Here is a 17,452-nt window from a genome sequence, read left to right on the forward strand (position 1 = left end):
AGTTAAGGAATCGTGTAAAATCGTGGCGGAGTTCCGGGCCGGGGGAGCAGGGGAGAGGATGAGACGGTGAGCGAGCAGGCGGCGCAGCGGCGCGAGGACCAGGACGGGACCCGGGAGCGGGACGAGGAGGCGGTCTCCCGGTTCGTGGAGCGCTTCGCGGCGGAGCTGACCGAGGCGGGCATGCAGCGGATGGCCTCCCGGGTCTTCGCGGCGCTGCTCGCGTCCGACTCCGGCGCCCTGTCCTCGGCCGAACTGGCCGAACAACTGCAGATCAGCCCGGCCGCCGTCTCCGGCGCGGTCCGCTACCTGGTGCAGGTCAACATGGTCCGCCGCGAGCGCGAACCGGGCACCCGCCGGGACCGCTACCGGCTCTACAGCGAGCTCTGGTACGAGAGCCTGGGCAACCGCGACAAGGTCCTGTCCCGCTGGGAGGAAGTGCTGCGGGAGGGCGCCGAGATGCTCGGGCCCGACACGCCCGCCGGCGCCCGGGTCGCCGAGACCGTCGAGTTCTTCGAGTTCATGCAGGGCGAGCTGGTCGCGATGCTGGACCGCTGGCGCGAGCACCGGGCGCGGCAGCCCGGGCGCGAAGGCTGAGGCACCGGACGGGGCGCCCGCGCGTCAGCCGTGCGGCAGCGTCAGCCGCCACGCGTCCGGCTGCACCGTCCACGTACGGGTCCTGACCGGGCCGCCGACCGCCACGTCCGCCCGGTAGCGGAAGTCGGCGCCGGACACGGTCACCGCCCGAGCCCGGGCCCGTACCGGCGGCTCGGCCGCCTGCCAGTGGACGACGACCTCGGCCAGCCCGCCGCCGTCCGCGCCCTCGCCCGGCGTCACCGAGACCCACCGCACCGGCCGGTCCAGGTCCGCCAGCACCACGCCGTCCGCCTCGACCCGCAGCCGGTGGCCGAGGGCGCCGGCGTGGCCTCCGGCGGCCGGGCGGGCCCGGGCGGTCAGCCGTGCCAGGGCCGCGCGGGCCCTGCGCAGCGGTACGCGCCACCACGCCGCGGCGGTGTCCGGGCGGATGTCCGCCCCCGGGCCCGCTTCGGGAACGCGGGGCGGGACCGCGTCGAGGGCCGCCCCGTCCGCGCTCTCGCGGGGCCGCGGCAGGCCCCGCCCACCGGTGCGCTCCCGGCGGCCGGGCCGCCCGCCCGCAGCCGTCTGGGACGGGATGTCCAGGCCGCCGAGCACGATGCCGTCGCTGTCGTCCGTGAGCAGGTGCAGGCTCTGCTCCGTACCGTCCAGGACGGTACGGGCCGCGGCGACGGTGTCCGTCGGCACGCCCAGCGCCCGGGACAGCGCCACCGCGCCCGGCGCGCCCACCGGCACGATCGCCAGGGCCACCCGCCCCAGCTCGCGCTCCTTGTGCAGCAGTGCCACGGCCCGCAGCAGGGCCCGGTCGTCCCCGATCACCACGGGGCGGCGATGGCCGCGGCGGGCGAGCGCCCGCGCGTACTCCTCGGGACCGTCCGGAAGGCAGATCTTCGTGGCCGCGCCCGCGCACAGGACGTCCTTGGCGATCCGTACGGACTCGCCGTCCGCGCTGCGGGCGGCCGGGTCGATGACCACGAGCAGAGGGTGTTCCCGTACCCCGTCCGGGAGGGAGTGCCCAGAAGGCTGCGCCGACACCTCGGTCCTTCCTCAGGTAGCATCTCGGTGCAAGAGCCCCTTGCGCTATTGCGCCAGGGGCTTCGTCTATTCCGGGGCACCGGTTCGACGGCTCCAGCGATGTCGTACGCATGCAACCGCACGCATACGGCCTCGCGCACGTTGGACATGCCCCGCCCGGAAGGGGTGTACGCCTGTGCCCGCACTTGTGCTGCTCGGTGCTCAGTGGGGTGATGAGGGCAAGGGAAAGGCCACCGATCTGCTCGGTGGATCCGTCGATTACGTGGTGCGTTACCAGGGCGGCAACAACGCCGGTCACACGGTTGTCGTAGGCGACCAGAAATACGCGCTGCACCTTCTCCCTTCCGGAATCCTCTCGCCGGGGTGCACCCCGGTGATCGGCAACGGTGTCGTCGTCGACCCGGCGGTCCTGCTCTCCGAGCTGAGCGGACTCAACGAGCGCGGCGTCGACACGTCCAAGCTGGTGATCAGCGGCAACGCGCACCTGATCACGCCGTACAACATCACCGTCGACAAGGTCACGGAACGTTTCCTCGGCAAGCGCAAGATCGGTACGACCGGCCGGGGCATCGGCCCGACGTACGCCGACAAGATCAACCGCACCGGCATCCGGGTGCAGGACCTCTTCGACGAGTCGATCCTGCACCAGAAGGTCGAGGCGGCCCTCGACTTCAAGAACCAGGTGCTGGCCAAGCTCTACAACCACCGCGCGGTGGTCGCCGAGCAGGTCGTCGAGGAGATGCTCAGCTACGCGGACCAGATCCGGGACTACGTGGCCGACACCACCCTCCTGCTGAACAATGCGATCGACGACGGCAAGGTCGTCCTCTTCGAGGGCGGCCAGGGCACGCTGCTCGACGTGGACCACGGCACCTACCCGTTCGTGACCTCCTCCAACCCGACCGCGGGCGGCGCCTGCACCGGTGCGGGGGTCGGCCCCACGAAGATCAGCCGGGTCATCGGCATCCTCAAGGCGTACACCACCCGGGTCGGCGCCGGTCCGTTCCCGACCGAGCTGTTCGACGCGGACGGCGAGGCGCTGCGCACCATCGGCGGCGAGCGCGGTGTGACCACCGGCCGCGACCGGCGCTGCGGCTGGTTCGACGCGGTCATCGCCCGCTACGCGACGCGCGTCAACGGCCTGACCGACTTCTTCCTCACCAAGCTGGACGTGCTCACCGGCTGGGAGCAGATCCCGGTCTGCGTCGCCTACGAGATCGACGGCAAGCGCGTCGAGGAGCTGCCGTACAGCCAGACCGACTTCCACCACGCGAAGCCGATCTACGAGACGCTGCCGGGCTGGTCCGAGGACATCACCAAGGCCAAGACCTTCGGCGAGCTGCCGAAGAACGCGCAGGCGTACGTCAAGGCGCTGGAGGAGATGTCGGGCGCCCCGATCTCGGCGATCGGCGTCGGCCCGGGCCGGGACGAGACGATCGAGATCAACTCGTTCCTGGACTGACGGGTCCGACCGGTCTGCCGGGCCCGAAGGGCCTGCCGGGACCGGCGGCGGTCCCGCCCGTCCATCGCGACGACGGCAGGTGAGCCGCGTCCCGCTCCGACCGGAGCGGGACGCGGCTTCCGTTCCCGGGGGCGGTGCCCTCAGCCCTTCTTCGTGTACGTGAGCGTCGGCTTGCCGTTGTCGAAGACGCGGCGGAGCTTGCCGTCGGGCTGGAGGCGCAGGGTGCTGGGGGCGCCCGCGCTGCAACTGGTCGCCGGGCCCGCCACGACGGTGGTCGGGCCGAGGCGCAGCGGCGGGCCGGGGTTCATGAGGATGGCCTTGAACTCGCAGTGGAACGTGGCGCCGTTCGCTTGCATGGACATGACGGTGTCGCCGACCGCGCCCTGGGTGAGGGTGAAGCGGTAGCCGGGGCCGCCCTTGGCGCTCCTGGCCTCCCACTCGCCCAGGAACTTCTGCGGGATGCCGCCGGGCTCCTTGCCGGCCGCCGCGCCGACCTTGCCGTCCGCCGCGGCCACGGTGCCGCCGTCGGCCTGTGCGGGCGTCCCGTCGCCGTCCTCCGGGCTGAACAGGAGGTAGGCGATGCCGATGCCGGCGGTGGCGAGGCCGAGACCGAGGGCGGCGGCGATCCCGGCGGTGCGGCGGCGGCTCGTGCGGCCGGAGCCGGCGTGACCGGCGTGACCGGTGTGGCCCTTGCGGCGGCGGTTGTGGGCGTGGGCGGCGGTGGCCGAGCGCGGCGGCGAGGCGGCGGAGCCGGCCGGCGGGGGTGTGGGCGCGTGGGCCGGTGCGTACGGGGACGGGCCGGCCGGGCCGGCGGCGGGAGCCGGAGCGGTGGCCGGGGCAGGTGTGGGGGACTGTTCCTGGGCGGCGGCCTGACGGTCCCAGGACCGGTCGGAGTTCTCCCAGGACCGGTCGCCGTTCTCCCACGAACGGTCACCGTTCGTCCGCGACCGGTCCGGGTCCTCGTATGTCCCGTCGGGCGCCTCGTACGCTCCGTTCGGGTTCTCCGCGTCGAGCAGCTCGACCGCGTGCCGCCCCAGCTCGGCGATGAGCGAGCCCGGCAGCCAGGGCTCCTGCCCGTCGTCGTCGGACCTGGTGTACGCGATGAGCTGGTCCGGCGTCGGGCGCTGCGCCGGGTCCTTGGAGAGGCAGGCGGCGACCAGGCTGTGCAGCCCGTACGGCAGCCCGGTCAGGTCGGGGTCCTCCTGGGCGATGCGGTACATCAGCGCGTGCACACCGCTGTCCGCCCCGCTGAACGGCAGCCGCCCGGTTGCCGCGTACATCAGCACCGAGCCGAGGCAGAAGACGTCGGTGGCCGGGGTGACCGGCCGGCCGCGCACCTGCTCGGGCGACATGAAGCCGGGCGAGCCCACGGCCTGGTTGGTGCGGGTCAGCCCGCCGCCGACGGTCACCGCCTCCAGCGCCCGCGCGATGCCGAAGTCGATGACCTTCGGGCCGTCGATGGTGAGCAGGATGTTGGACGGCTTCAGGTCGCGGTGCACGATGCCGGCGGCGTGGATGCTGCGCAGCGCGCCCGCCAGGCCGCCGGCGAGGATGCGTACGGAGCGTTCGGGCAGCGGCGTACGGCCTTCGGTGATCACCTGCCGGAGCGAGGGGCCCGCGATGTAGCCGGTGGCGACCCACGGCGTCTCGGCCTCGGTGTCGGCGTCCAGGACCGGCGCCGTCCACTCGCCGCCGACCCGCCGCGCGGCCTGCACCTCGTGCCGGAACCGGGCCCGGAAGTCGTCCTGGCCGGACAGTTCGGTCTTGACCAGCTTGACGGCGACCGTCCGGCCCCGGTCGGAGCGGGCGAGGTAGACCCGGCCCATGCCGCCCTCGCCCAGCCGGCCCAGCAGCCGGTACGCCCCGATCCGCGGCGGGTCCTGGGGGCCGAGCTGCCCGAGGCGGCCGCGCTCTGCGCGCTCATTCACGTTCCGCTTGCCCTTTCACCTTGTTCGCCCTGTGCTCCCGGACGTGCCCTGCGGGGACGGTGCCGCAGACGCGAACGTTCTGGACGACGCCGCCGGTTTCGGTTCGGTTCCCCGGTGGCCGTACCGGCCGTGGCCCAGCGTGGTGGCGCGAGGCTCGTGGCGGAAGGGGTCGGGCGGCCGGGTGGGCCGGGAGCGGGCTTCGGGACGGCGGGCAGGACGCGGGCGAGAACTCAGTGACCGAGGTTATCGAGCGCCCGGGACAGCGTCTCCACCGCCTCCATGACCGCGCGGAACTCCGCCGGTCCGCCCAGCTGTTCGGACAGCTCGGCGGCGAACGCGCCGTGATCCGGGGTGATTCGCCGCAAAGCGGTCAGACCGTCGTCGGTGAGGGCGAGCAACTTGGCCCGCCGGTGGGCGGGGTTGGGCCGGTATTCGGCCAGCCCCTCGGCCACCACCAGGTCCGCGACCCGCTGCACGCTCTGCCGGGTGATGCCCATCGCCCGCGCGATCCCGGCGACGGGCAGCGGCCCGCCCGCCACCGCGCCGAGCACCTGCCACCGGGCGGTGGTCAGCCCGGCCGGGCGCGCCAGCCTCTCGGACACGCCGAGGAACTGGCCGTTGAGGCGGAAGACACCGAGGGCGGTGCGGCTGAGGAGTTCGGGGGCGGTGGGAGTGGTGGGGCCATTGGGGGCGGGTTCGGTGGGCGGGGTGTGGTCGGCCCCGGTGGCCGGTTCCGGTACGGTCACGCCGCCGCCTCTTCCGCCGCCTCTTCCGCCGCCTCTTCCGCCGCCTCTTCCGCCGCCTCTTCCGCCGCCTCTTCCGCCGCCTGGCCCGCGGCCATCAGGACGGGGAAGGCGCTCGCGTCCGAGTGCCGGAAGAGCCGGAACCACGCGTCGAGCACGTGCGGTTCCATCACGTCCAGTTCGGCGAAGATCTCCCGGGCGAAGGCGGCCGGCTCGGTGGGCCCGGCCGTGATCAGCCCGCGGTCGCGCACCGCGGCGGCTTCCCGGTAGTGCTCGCCGCCCCGGTACCCGTCCTGCGCGGCGAGGTGGTCGGCGGCGCCACTGGTGTGCGTACGGTCGTCGAGCAGTCCCTCGCGGGCCAGTCCGGCGGTGGCGCCGCAGATGGCGGCGACCGGGACGCCCGCGTCCAGGAACGCGCGGGCCTTGCGGGCGAACGGGGCGAGGGTGTCTCCGGCGTCCCACAGGGCGGCGCCGGGCAGCAGCAACAGCGCGCTGTCCTCGGGGGCGAGGGCGTCGAGCGCGAGGTCGGGCGTGATCCGTGCGCCGCCCATGGTGGTCACCGGACGTCCGTCCGCGAGGCCGACGGTCACGACGTCGAAGCCGGTGCGGCCGACGCGGAAGGCGTGGCCCGTGCGCAGGTGGGCCGTGGCGTGGCCGTACTCCCAGTCGGCGAGCGTGTCGTAGACGGCGAGGTGGACGGTGGCGCGGGGCCGGGCGGTCGGACGGGTCATGGTGACTCCCCCTGGTGAGCGGGCCGGGCCGCGGGGTGCGGCGCGAGGCCCGATGACAGCATGTTGTCGTAATGGCAGAAGGCTGTCAAAGAGGTGGCCGGGTATCCGCCGTCCGGGTGGGCCGGGTGTGTCAACCCGCGGGGACGCGTTAACCCGCGGGGAGGGGTGGAGTTAACCCGTCCGTTCCTAGCGTCTGACGCGTACCGATCAGCGACCGACAGGAGACGCGCCATGGAGACACTGGGGCAGCTGGCCGCCCACCTCGTGCTCGACCTCGCCGCGGTGAGCGTGCTGACGTTCGCCATCTACTACCCGCGCCACCGGCGCCGCGACCTGGTGCCCGCCTACTTGGCGCTGAACGTCGCGCTGTTCGCGGTCGTCTCGGCGCTGGCCCAGGTCGGCGAGGGGGGCACGGCGCTCGGCTTCGGTCTGTTCGGCGTGCTGTCGATCATCCGGCTGCGCTCCGACTCGATCCAGCACGAGGAGGTCGCCTACTACTTCACGACCCTGGTCCTCGGCCTGCTGTGCGGCCTGCCGCACCTGGACTTCGGCATCGCCGCATCGTTCGCCGTACTGCTCCTCGTGGTCATGTACGGCGCCGACCACCCGCGTCTGATGTCCCGCACCTGCCGCACCGTCGTCACCCTCGACGTCGTGCACACCGACAACCGCTCCCTCCACGAGGAGCTGGTGCGCCGGCTCGGCGAGCCGCTCAACTGGACGGTCAAGGAAGTCGACTATGTCCGGGACCTGATGGTGGTGGACGTCCGCTTCCGCCTGCCGGAACCTTTCGGCAGGCCCGCTCGTACGACCTCACAGCGCGGCCACCGCAGCCGGCCCCGCACGATCACCCGTTCCCCCGCGCATCCGCAGCCCCGTCCCCTGTCCGAGGAGACCGTGTGATTCCCGCCGTACGGGCCATCGCCCGCGCCGCCATGGCCGCGCGCCCGATAACCCTCTCCGAACTCCAGGCCCGCGCGGAGCTGATGGCCCGCATCGACCACAGCTACCTCGTACCGGTCGAGATCTTCGCGGACTTCGCGGCCCGGCTGACCGACCCGCACCGGCCGGGCGGCCCGTACCACGCGCTGTGCATCAACGGCCGCCGCTGGTTCGGCTACCACTCCGTCTACTACGACACGCCCGACCTGCGGGCCTTCCACGACCACCGGCAGGGACGGCGGTACCGCTACAAGATCCGCGAGCGGCTGTACGAGGACTCCGGCGAGCGGCAGTTCGAGATCAAGCTCAAGGGACGGCGCGGCGAGACGGTCAAGCGGCGGCGGCCACTGCTGCCCGGCGAGGCGACGCTGGGGCGCGGCCCGCGCGGCTTCCTGGCCGCCGTCCTGCACGGCACGTACGGCATCGCCGCGCCCGAGTACCTGGTGCCGTCGCTGGTGACCGACTACCGGCGCGCCACATTCGTCGCCGACGACCAGCGCATCACCTGCGACGCCGCCCTGGTCTGCCGGGACGCGGGCACCGGCCGCAGTGTACGGGCCGACGGCGGCCTGGTCCTGGTCGAGACCAAGACCGCGGTCACCGGCCACCTGACGGACGCGGACCGGCTGCTGCACACCTACGGGCTGCGCGCCGCCGAGTTCACCAAGTACTGCGGGGCGCTGGCCGCGCTGCGCCCGGGGCTGACGGACAACCAGTGGCGGCGTGCGGTGCGGATGGCGTTCCCGGGAGCGGGGGCCGGCGGGCCCGCCACCGGTATGCGGGTCACCGCTGGTTGACCGCTGCTCGACCGCTGGTTGTCCATGGCTGACCATCGGCTGATCGACCGCTGATCGGCCACGGGGTGTCCGTCGGCAGGCCGTCGGCTGATCCACCGCTGGTCGATCACGGGCTGTCCGCCGGCTGTCCGACGACCGGCCGGTTGACGGCCTCTCAGGCGCTGCGGTCCGGCTCGGCCGCCGTACCGAAGCGGGCCGTGACGCGGGCGCCGCCGCCGGCCGCCGTGCCGCACTCCAGCGAGCCGTCCGCCTCCTCCGCCGCCCGGCGCACGATGTCCAGGCCCAGGCCCGTCGAGCCGCCGCCGCTGCGGCCGCGCTCCGGGACGTGGCCCGCGGGGAAGCCGGGCCCGTCGTCCTCGACGGTCAGACGGCCGGTGCCCGCGTCCTCCCGGGCGACGGTGACGCGCAGGCCGGCGCCGTCCGGGGTGTGGTCGAAGACGTTGCCGATCAGGGCGTCGACGGCGGCGGCGAGACCGGCCGGGTCGGCCCGTACGGGGACCGGGCCGCCGGGGGCCGCGAAGCCCAGCTCCCGGCCCTGGTCCTCCGCCAGCGGGCGCCAGAAGTCGGCGCGTTCGCGGGCCACGGCGGCCAGGTCCGCATGGGCGGGCCGCTGCGCGGCGGGGACCGGGGCCGGTCCTTTCCGGGCGGTCGCCACCGTGCGCACGGGCTCGCGCAGCGGTGTGCGCGCCGTACGGATGACCTCGTCGACGCTGCGCTCCAGCGCCGCCACGTCCGCCGCGATCCGCTCCGCCTCCGCCGGGTCGCGCAGCCCTTCCGCGTCCAGGCGCAGCACCGCGACGGGGGTGCGCAGCCGGTGCGCGAGGTCGGCCGCGTTCTCGCGTTCGGCGGTCAGGAAGCCGTCGATGCGGTCGGCCAGGTGGTTCACCTCGCGCGCCACCGCGCGCAGCTCGGGCGGCCCGGAGGGCTCGGCACGGGCCGCCAGGTCGCCCGCGGCCAGCCGGTCGGCGACCTGGGACAGCCGGCGGGCGGAGCCGACGAGGCGGGCGCCGAGCCGGTCGGCGACCAGCAGTCCGAGCAGCACCAGCGCCGCGCCGATCCCGGCGATCTCCAGCGAGGAGGCCAGCGTGCCCGCGTACAGCTGGTCCTCCGTGAGCGCGACGAGGACGACCGCGGTGCCGCCCGCCACGCCCTGGACCGGCACCAGCACGGTCCGGCCCCCGCCCGGCGGCTCGTAGGTGAACGCCCGGCCGTAGCGGGCCAGCCGGACCGCGTCGGTGACGGGCGTGGCGGGCCCCAGCACGGTGCCGTCCGCGAGCACGACGGACGTACGGGGGAGGCCGGGGCCGTTGGCGGAGTCGACGATGCCCGCGGCGGCCCGGTGCGCGTCCGGGGCCGCGCCGGGACCGCCGCCCCGCGCACCGGCCAGCGCCTGGCCGACGCCGGTGGCCAGCGAGTGGGCGCGGGAGGTGGCGTCGGCGGTGGCCCGGTCGGCGGCGTGGCTGCGGGTGAGCAGGGCCAGCGGCACCAGCAGGGCGGCGAGCACCAGGGCGGTGGTCGCGGCGGTCAGGAGGAGGAGGCTGCGGCGCATGGTTACGGCCCGGCCGGGGCCGGCGTGTCCGGCAGGTCCGGTCCGCCTGGCCTGTTCGGCAGGTCCGGTCCGTCCGGTCCGTCCGGCCCATTCGGCAGGTCCGGCAGATCCGGTCCGTCCGCCGGGTCCGGGGCCGCCAGCTTGACCCCCACCGTACGGACCGTGTGCAGGTAGCGCGGATGCTGCGCCGTCTCGCCCAGCTTGCGGCGCAGCCACGACAGATGGACGTCCACCGTCTTGTCCGCGCCGCCCAGCGGCTGCTGCCACACCTCCGCCAGCAGCTCCCGCCGGGAGATCACCTGCCCGGCCCGCCGCGCCAGATACGCCAGCAGGTCGAACTCCCGGGGCGTGAGGTCCAGCGGCGCCCCGTCCAGGGACACCTCGCGCGCCGCGGTGTCCACCAGCAGACCGCCGACCCGCAGCGCGGGCTCCGGCGCGGCGGTGCCGAGGCGGCGCAGCACCGCCTTGATACGCGCGTCCAGCTGGGCGGCCCCGAACGGCTTGACGATGTAGTCGTCGGCGCCGTCCCCGAGGACCGCGACCATGTCCGGCTCCTCGTCGCGCGCGGTGGCCACGATCACCGGTACGTCGCTGACCGCCCGCAGCATCCGCAGCACCTGCGCGCCGTCCACGTCCGGCAGCCCGAGGTCCAGGACGACGAGGTCCGGACGGTCGGTCACGGCGGCGTCCAGGCCGGACATGCCGGTCGCCGCGGTGGCCACGGCGTGGCCGCGGTCGCGCAGCGCGCGCAGCAGCGCACCGCGCAGTTGAGGGTCGTCCTCGACGACGAGGAGGTGGGACATGCCCGTCACCGTAACCAGGCCGGGTGCCGCCGCGGGAGACGACGCGGGGCGTCGGCGGCGGCCGGGCCAGGGGTTTGTCCGGGCCTTAACCGGACGTTAGGAATGGGTGCGGGAGGGTGGCCGGGACGGTGATCGCAGGCCGTACGGCTCCCCGGGGCGCGCGGCAGGACGGCAGGAGGGACGCGCGATGGCGTGGCGCAGTGTGGCGGCGACGGCGGCCTGGGTGTGTGCGGTGGCCGGGGCGGGCGCCCTCGGTGCCTGGTCCCTGGCGAGCGCCGACACCGGCGGGCGCAACGCGCGGGCGGTCCCGCTGGACGACGGCGCCGTACGGGACAAGCTCGCCGCGGCCCGCGCCGCCTCACCGGCACCGGAGCCCTCCTCGGGCACGTCCTCGGGCGCCCCCTCCGGTACGCCCTCCGGCCCGGCCGCGACCGGTTCGTCGCCCGGTTCCCCGTCCGGTTCCCCGGCCCGTCCCGTGGCCGGCGGCACGGTCCGGCTGGCCGGCGGCAGCGCCACCGCCGAGTGCCGTACGGACGGCCGGATCTATCTCACGGTCTGGAGCCCGGCCACCGGCTACCGCGCGGACGACGTACGGCGCGGGCCGGCCGCCACCGCCGCGATCGAGTTCGAGCCGCTCGACGACCACGCCGGGGACGATCACACGTACACGCTGCGCTGTACGGCGGACGGCCGCCCGCAGGCCGCATCGGCCCCGGACGACGATGACGACGACTGAGCCGCCGCCTTGAGACGCCGGGGCCCGTGAGCGGCCGGGGCCTGCCTCTTGAGACGCCAGGGCCCGTGAGCCGCCGGGGTCCGCGTGAGCTGCGGGGCCCGTCCCCGAGCCACCGGGCCCGCCCTGGAGTTTCCTACAGCCCCACCGACAGTCTGTCCGCGCCCGTGCTGAGCGCCATACACAGTGTCGGTACCTGCGGCCGCGCGCTGATCCCTAGGCTGAGGGCGTCCGCCCTTCCGTGTCCCCGGGTGGGCCCGAGCGATCCGAGGTGGAGACCGTGACCACGACGCAACCCGACCCGGCAGCCGGCGCGGCGGTGAAGGCCGCCGACCGCGCGCACGTCTTCCACTCCTGGTCCGCGCAGGGCCTGATCGACCCGCTGCCGGTCGCCGGCGCCGAGGGCTCGTACTTCTGGGACTACGACGGCAACCGCTACCTCGACTTCTCGTCCCAGCTGGTCAACACCAACATCGGCCACCAGCACCCGAAGGTCGTCGCCGCGATCCAGGAGCAGGCCGGGAAGCTGTGCACGATCGCGCCGGGCTTCGCCGTGGACGTACGGGCCGAGGCCGCCCGGCTGGTCGCCGAACGCACCCCGGGCGACCTGGACAAGATCTTCTTCACCAACGGCGGCGCCGAGGCCGTGGAGAACGCGGTCCGCATGGCCCGGCTGCACACCGGCCGCGCCAAGGTGCTCTCCACCTACCGCTCGTACCACGGCGCCACCGCCGCCGCGATCAACCTGACCGGCGACCCGCGCCGCTGGCCCTCCGACACCGCCTCGGCCGGTGTCGTGCACTTCTGGGGCCCGTTCCCGTACCGCTCGCCCTTCCACGCGGAGAACGAGGCCCAGGAGTGCGAGCGCGCCCTCGCCCACCTGGAGGACACCATCGCGTTCGAGGGACCGCAGTCCATCGCCGCGGTCATCCTGGAGACCGTGCCCGGCACCGCCGGGATCATGGTCCCCCCGCCCGGCTACCTGGCCGGCGTCCGCGAGATCTGCGACCGGCACGGCATCGTCTTCATCCTGGACGAGGTCATGGCGGGCTTCGGCCGTACGGGCCGCTGGTTCGCCGCGGACCACTTCGGTGTCACGCCGGACCTGCTGACCTTCGCCAAGGGCGTCAACTCCGGCTACGTACCGCTGGGCGGCGTCGCCCTCTCCGCCGAGATCGCCGCCACCTTCGACCGGCGCCCCTACCCGGGCGGCCTGACCTACTCCGGCCACCCGCTGGCCTGCGCCTCCGCCGTCGCCACGATCAACGCGATGGCCGAGGAGAAGATCGTGGAGAACGCCGCGGAGATCGGCGAGAAGGTCATCGGGCCGGAGCTGCGCGCCCTCGCGGAACGGCACCCCTCGGTCGGCGAGGTGCGCGGGCTGGGCGTCTTCTGGGCGCTGGAGCTGGTCAGGAACAAGGAGACCCGCGAGCCGCTGGTCCCGTACAACGCGTCCGGCGCGGCGGGCGCCCCGATGGCGGAGTTCGCGGCGGCCTGCAAGCGCGGCGGCCTGTGGCCCTTCGTGAACATGAACCGCACCCACGTCGTGCCGCCCTGCACCATCACCGAGGCCGAGGCCAAGGAGGGCCTGGCCGCGCTCGACGCGGCGCTGACGGCGGCGGACGCCCACACGGTCTGAGACGGGACGCCGCTCCGGCCGCCGAGGCTCCCGGCAGCCGCCCGAGGCCGTCCGACCGGGGTCCGTCCGTCCGAGGCCCATTCGCCCCAGTCCCCCGGCACCCGCCGGGGGCCCCAGCAGGCCCGCCCGTCCCGGGCCTGCCCCCGCACCATCGTCGCCCCGCCCGTCCCCCTCGCCTATCGTGAGGGCCAGGGCCGCTCTCCTCGCATGCGGTCGTACGGACCAGCCGGCCCACGAGGCCGCCGAAGGAGACGGACACGATGCCCGCCGGCCCAGGCAGCGGAGTCATACGGCGCAACACGCTGCGCCAGCAGATCGCCGACGCGCTGCGCGACGAGGTGCTGGCCGGGCGGCTGCCCTGCGGACACCAGTTCACGGTCAAGGAGATCGCCGAGCAGTACGGGGTCTCCGCGACGCCCGTGCGCGAGGCCCTGCTCGACCTGTGCGCCCAGGGGCTCCTGGACGTCGAGCAGCACCGCGGCTTCCGGGTGCACGCGTTCACGGCCGCCGACTACCGGGCCATGGTCGAGGCCCGCACCCTGATCGTCGAGGGCATCTTCCGCACCCGCGCGGAGCGTGCGCTGAGCACCGCGCCCCCCGCGGTGCTCATGTCCGTCAGGCGCCGCGCCGAGGAGGCGGAACGGGCCGCGCGCGCGGGCGACTTGGACGTCCTGATCGGCTACGACCTGCGCTTCTGGCGTGAACTGGGCAGCCTGGTGGGTAACCCGTACATCAGTGACTTCCTGGACCGGGTGCGGGTGCAGAGCTGGGTCTTCGCCGTACCGCTGCTGCGCCGCGAGACGGATCTGCGCGGCCGGCTGTGGCACGGTCACCGGGACCTGGTCGGCGCCGTCGTCCGGCACGACCTGGCCGAGGCGCAGCGGCTGGTGCGCGAGTACAACGAGCACTCCCTCGCCCTCGTCGGTGGTCCCTGCTAGCACTACGCTGTCCCGACCGCCCCCCACCCGACCGGAAGCGAGCTCATACGTGGCATGTGACCTGTGGCTGGTCCCCCTTGTCGATGTGCTGTGCCACAGCCCCGACAACCCCTTCTCCGAAGAGATCGCCGCCTACGACAAGGCCCTCACGGAAGCGGGACTGCCGCCCGTCCCCGTCTTCAGCTACATGCCCGGCCTGTCCGGGGACGTCGCCCCGGTCGCGGGCTTCGACTACGACGCGCTGCACTTCCTGCGGCGCGCCTACCTGCTGCGGATATGCGGGCTGGAGGTGACGCCGGTGGACGAACTGGGCGGGGACTACGAGCAGTTGCTGGAGATGTTCGAGACCACGGCCAAGGAGTCCCACCTGGTCTGGCACTACGACCACGCCGGGGCGTACGTCCCGGTCGACTTCCCGCACCCGCTGGCCACCGACGAACTCCTGGAGGGCGGCGGCCCGCTGGGCTCCGCGCACGGCCTGCTGCGCGACCTGGAGCTGGTCGCGCCGTCCATCGGTATCGATCCGGCCAATCCGCCGGCCGCGCCCGAAGCGCCGTCCCGGCCCACCACCCTGGAGGAACGGGTGGGCGGGCCGCCCCTGGACGACAGTCCGTTCGCGCGGGAGCGGCACGTCTGGCTGGGGCTGCACGCAGCGGCGACGCGGAGCTTGGGCCAGGGCTCGATGATCGTGTTCAGCTGACCGTCGCCGTCCCCTCGGCGCCCGGCGCCTGAGGTCCGGCACTCGGTGTCCGGTGCCCGGCATCCGGTGCCCGGCGCCTGGGGTCCGGCGGCGGCCGACGGGACCCGGTATCCGGTATCCGGTATGCGGTGTGCGGGCCGGTGTGCGGAGCGCTCGGCGCGGCGCGCGGTGCCGCGCGAGCGGGCGCGCGCCTCAGCGTGGTGGCTCGGGTGGCCGCTGCCGCGGCATGTTCGGGCGGGTGCCCGGCGGGAGCGTGATCCGGCCAGGTTGCGGACCGCCGGGTTCCGGCCGTTGCCCCCACTGCGCCGTGGCCCGGGCGGCGGGCGGCAGCGGGCCCGGCCGGAACTGGGACATCCAGTCGGCGGTCTCGGCCCGCACCAGCTCCGCGATGTCCTCGTTGAAGCGGCGCAGCACGCCCAGGCAGCGCTCCGCCGCCTCGCTGGCGGTGCCCTCCGTCGGGCCCAGGACCTCGCGTACGTTCTCCGACGCCCAGTCGAACTGGAGCGCGTCCAGCCGCCGTTGCACCGCCTGCGCGGTCGCCACGTCCCGCATCCAGCCGGCCGTCACCCCGAAGAACCGGTCGCTGCCGACGCACACCGCCGCCACCAGCAGCGCCAGGTACCCCCACTTCGCCCCGCCGGGGGCCACCCCGGTCAGGTCCAGCAGCGGCATCAGGCCGCCCACCGCCACGCCGGCGGCGGCGCCGAGCCGCAGCGCCCGCGCGCCGCGCCGCTTGGCCACCCGGTCGTGCAGGTACCAGGAGGCGGCCTGCAGGGCGCCCGCCTCGACCCAGTGGTACAGCTCGTCGAGGCGTTCAGCCGGCTCGCCCCAGTCCCCGAGCGGGAAGGGGCGGCCGCCCAGGTCGCCGCGACCGCGGCCGCCCCCAGGCCCGCGCTCCTCCCGAGGGGGCCCCTCGGGCTGCATCTCCGGCTGACTCACCCGTGCACTCCCTCAGCAGATACGTGCGATGCACGCGGTACGTACGAGACAACCGGTGCGCCCCACCTTCCTACCGCCGAACGGTGGGCCTCGCCCCCAAGATCGCTTTATTTCCGCCCGGAAGTGGTGCGGAATCCGGTATAGGGCCATGCCCGCTCTCACTCGAAAGAGTTGCCACTGCCCGGCGTCGCCCGGTTTCCCCGGCTTCCGCCCGCCTCGTCCCCGCGCCCCGCCCGGCTGTACGGGGCCCCTCAGGGGCGCCGCCCGGGGCCGGGGCCGACGGCGACTAGGCTGCACACGTGAAGGTCCTCGTCATCGGCGGCGGCGCCCGCGAACACGCCCTGTGCCGCTCACTGTCCCTCGACCCCGACGTCACCGCGCTGCACTGCGCCCCCGGCAACGCCGGTATCGCGGAAGTGGCCGAGCTGCACACCGTCGACGCCGTCGACGGCGCGGCCGTGGCAGACCTGGCGCGGCGCCTGGAAGCGGACCTGGTGGTGGTCGGTCCCGAAGCGCCCCTGGTCGCCGGTGTAGCCGACGCCGTCCGCGAACGCGGCATCCCGGTCTTCGGCCCGTCCGCGCGCGCGGCCGAGCTGGAGGGCTCCAAGGCGTTCGCCAAGGACGTGATGGCCGCCGCCGGGGTGCCCACCGCCCGCAGCTACCTGTGCACCACCCCCGCGGAGATCGACGAGGCGCTGGACGCGTTCGGCGCCCCGTACGTGGTCAAGGACGACGGCCTGGCGGCCGGCAAGGGCGTCGTCGTCACCGAGGACGTCGTGGCCGCCCGCGCACACGCGCTGGCCTGCGACCGCGTCGTCATCGAGGAATTCCTCGACGGCCCGGAGGTCTCGCTGTTCGCGGTGACCGACGGCGAGACGGTCGTGCCGTTGCAGCCCGCCCAGGACTTCAAGCGCGCCCACGACGCCGACCAGGGCCCGAACACCGGTGGCATGGGCGCGTACAGCCCGCTGCCCTGGGCCGACCCCAAGCTGGTCGACGAGGTGCTGCAAACGGTGCTGCAGCCCACCGTCGACGAGCTGCGCCGCCGCGGCACGCCCTTCTCCGGGCTGCTGTACGCGGGCCTGGCGATCACCTCGCGCGGCGTGCGCGTCATCGAGTTCAACGCGCGCTTCGGCGACCCCGAGACCCAGGTCGTGCTGGCCCGGCTGCGCACCCCGCTGTCCGCGCTGCTGCACGCCGCCGCGACCGGCACGCTCGCCACGCTGCCGCCGCTGCGCTGGAGCGACGACGCGGCGGTGACGGTCGTCGTCGCCGCGCACAACTACCCGGGTACGCCGCGCACCGGCGACCCGATCGGCGGCCTGACCGAGGTCGCGGAGCAGGACGCCCCCGGCGCGTACGTCCTGCACGCCGGCACGAAGAAGGACGCCGCCACCGGTGAGGTCGTCAGCGCGGGCGGCCGGGTGCTGTCCGTGACGGCCACCGGCACCGACCTGACCGTGGCCCGGGAGCGCGCCTACCGGGCGGTCGGCCGGATCACGCTGGACGGGTCCCACCACCGCACGGACATCGCCGCGCGGGCGGCGGGGGAGAGCTGAGGGGCGGGCCGCCTCCTTCCCCGTCCCGGCTCCGGCCCGCGCCGGAGGATTTTGGCCGGGATGGGGCTCCCGGCTTTGCCCAAAGCCATTCCATCGAGTGACCGCGCCGCTATCCGGCTGACGGGGCGGGACGCCCCAACTAGGGTTCCCCGCAAGCGTCCTGTGGCGCCCGTGCCGCCCGGCGGCACGGCTGTCACGGCGGCGTCCGGCAAGTGGCTCACCGGCATTGCGATGTCAGTGGCCGGTGCCACAGTGGTGGAGAGTGAGCAACGCCGTCGGAGCCGTCCGCGACCCCGGCACCGTTGCCCCGCTCTTGTCGTCCCGTGTTCTCTTCGTCCCGTTGATCAGGACAGCAGGGGGTGT

General features: G+C 74.4%; 16 protein-coding genes. 9 read left to right on the forward strand and 7 right to left on the reverse strand.

The features are described from left to right. Window positions 1-66: 66 nt before the first annotated feature. Entirely contained in the window at window positions 67-594 is a 528-nt protein-coding gene (locus ACH4FX_RS29805; RefSeq protein WP_398484122.1) for a GbsR/MarR family transcriptional regulator, read from the forward strand. Window positions 595-618: 24 nt separating this feature from the next. On the opposite strand, the gene ACH4FX_RS29810 is transcribed toward ACH4FX_RS29805, so the two are convergent. After that, window positions 619-1,566 (reverse strand): hypothetical protein, encoded by a 948-nt coding sequence (locus ACH4FX_RS29810; protein WP_398484124.1) that lies wholly within the window; start codon window positions 1,564-1,566, stop codon window positions 619-621. Window positions 1,567-1,801: 235 nt separating this feature from the next. Here ACH4FX_RS29810 and ACH4FX_RS29815 point away from each other — a divergent pair, with 235 nt between their 5' ends. Further along, window positions 1,802-3,088, forward strand: a complete 1,287-nt coding sequence (locus ACH4FX_RS29815; protein WP_398484126.1) for an adenylosuccinate synthase — start codon at window positions 1,802-1,804, stop codon at window positions 3,086-3,088. 140 nt (window positions 3,089-3,228) lie between these two features. On the opposite strand, the gene ACH4FX_RS29820 is transcribed toward ACH4FX_RS29815, so the two are convergent. The 3 genes from ACH4FX_RS29820 to ACH4FX_RS29830 form a co-directional block, all read right to left on the reverse strand. Then, window positions 3,229-5,016 carry a serine/threonine-protein kinase gene (locus tag ACH4FX_RS29820; protein WP_398484128.1) on the reverse strand — a complete coding sequence of 596 codons (1,788 nt, stop codon included), beginning with the start codon at window positions 5,014-5,016 and terminating at the stop codon, window positions 3,229-3,231. Window positions 5,017-5,246: 230 nt separating this feature from the next. Next, on the reverse strand, window positions 5,247-5,762 hold the full coding sequence (locus tag ACH4FX_RS29825; protein ID WP_398484130.1) for a MarR family winged helix-turn-helix transcriptional regulator: 516 nt from the start codon (window positions 5,760-5,762) through the stop codon (window positions 5,247-5,249). Continuing rightward, a complete protein-coding gene (locus ACH4FX_RS29830) occupies window positions 5,759-6,490 on the reverse strand; it encodes a DJ-1/PfpI family protein (protein WP_398484132.1) in 732 nt (243 codons plus the stop codon). Before ACH4FX_RS29830 ends, ACH4FX_RS29825 begins: the two co-directional genes overlap by 4 nt. 231 nt (window positions 6,491-6,721) lie before the next feature. Here ACH4FX_RS29830 and ACH4FX_RS29835 point away from each other — a divergent pair, with 231 nt between their 5' ends. Together ACH4FX_RS29835 and ACH4FX_RS29840 are read left to right on the forward strand one after the other, a co-directional pair. Beyond that, on the forward strand, window positions 6,722-7,393 hold the full coding sequence (locus ACH4FX_RS29835) for a DUF4956 domain-containing protein (protein WP_398484134.1): 672 nt from the start codon (window positions 6,722-6,724) through the stop codon (window positions 7,391-7,393). Then, window positions 7,390-8,229 (forward strand): polyphosphate polymerase domain-containing protein, encoded by an 840-nt coding sequence (locus ACH4FX_RS29840; RefSeq protein ID WP_398484135.1) that lies wholly within the window; start codon window positions 7,390-7,392, stop codon window positions 8,227-8,229. Before ACH4FX_RS29835 ends, ACH4FX_RS29840 begins: the two co-directional genes overlap by 4 nt. 154 nt (window positions 8,230-8,383) lie before the next feature. Here the strand turns inward: ACH4FX_RS29840 and ACH4FX_RS29845 are convergent, their stop codons facing one another. Next, complete coding sequence (locus ACH4FX_RS29845) at window positions 8,384-9,778, reverse strand: sensor histidine kinase (RefSeq protein ID WP_398484137.1); 1,395 nt, start codon at window positions 9,776-9,778, stop codon at window positions 8,384-8,386. Window positions 9,779-9,780: 2 nt separating this feature from the next. Further along, on the reverse strand, window positions 9,781-10,581 hold the full coding sequence (locus ACH4FX_RS29850) for a response regulator (RefSeq protein ID WP_398484139.1): 801 nt from the start codon (window positions 10,579-10,581) through the stop codon (window positions 9,781-9,783). Between the two features lie 187 nt (window positions 10,582-10,768). Here ACH4FX_RS29850 and ACH4FX_RS29855 point away from each other — a divergent pair, with 187 nt between their 5' ends. The 4 genes from ACH4FX_RS29855 (at window position 10,769) to ACH4FX_RS29870 (ending at window position 14,591) form a co-directional block, all read left to right on the forward strand. Then, window positions 10,769-11,317 carry a hypothetical protein gene (locus tag ACH4FX_RS29855; RefSeq protein WP_398484141.1) on the forward strand — a complete coding sequence of 183 codons (549 nt, stop codon included), beginning with the start codon at window positions 10,769-10,771 and terminating at the stop codon, window positions 11,315-11,317. 277 nt (window positions 11,318-11,594) lie between these two features. Continuing rightward, a complete protein-coding gene (locus tag ACH4FX_RS29860) occupies window positions 11,595-12,953 on the forward strand; it encodes an aspartate aminotransferase family protein (protein WP_398484143.1) in 1,359 nt (452 codons plus the stop codon). 260 nt (window positions 12,954-13,213) lie between these two features. Further along, on the forward strand, window positions 13,214-13,891 hold the full coding sequence (locus ACH4FX_RS29865; protein ID WP_398484145.1) for a GntR family transcriptional regulator: 678 nt from the start codon (window positions 13,214-13,216) through the stop codon (window positions 13,889-13,891). Window positions 13,892-13,940: 49 nt separating this feature from the next. Beyond that, window positions 13,941-14,591 carry a hypothetical protein gene (locus ACH4FX_RS29870; RefSeq protein ID WP_398484147.1) on the forward strand — a complete coding sequence of 217 codons (651 nt, stop codon included), beginning with the start codon at window positions 13,941-13,943 and terminating at the stop codon, window positions 14,589-14,591. 192 nt (window positions 14,592-14,783) lie between these two features. On the opposite strand, the gene ACH4FX_RS29875 is transcribed toward ACH4FX_RS29870, so the two are convergent. Continuing rightward, complete coding sequence (locus ACH4FX_RS29875) at window positions 14,784-15,530, reverse strand: SLATT domain-containing protein (RefSeq protein WP_398484149.1); 747 nt, start codon at window positions 15,528-15,530, stop codon at window positions 14,784-14,786. A gap of 299 nt (window positions 15,531-15,829) precedes the next feature. On the opposite strand from ACH4FX_RS29875, the gene purD reads away from it, so the two are divergent. Beyond that, on the forward strand, window positions 15,830-17,089 hold the full coding sequence (purD, locus tag ACH4FX_RS29880) for a phosphoribosylamine--glycine ligase (protein WP_398484151.1): 1,260 nt from the start codon (window positions 15,830-15,832) through the stop codon (window positions 17,087-17,089). Window positions 17,090-17,452: the final 363 nt, after the last annotated feature.

It is taken from the genome of Streptomyces sp. NPDC018019 (assembly GCF_044327805.1).
Lineage (GTDB): Bacteria > Actinomycetota > Actinomycetes > Streptomycetales > Streptomycetaceae > Streptomyces.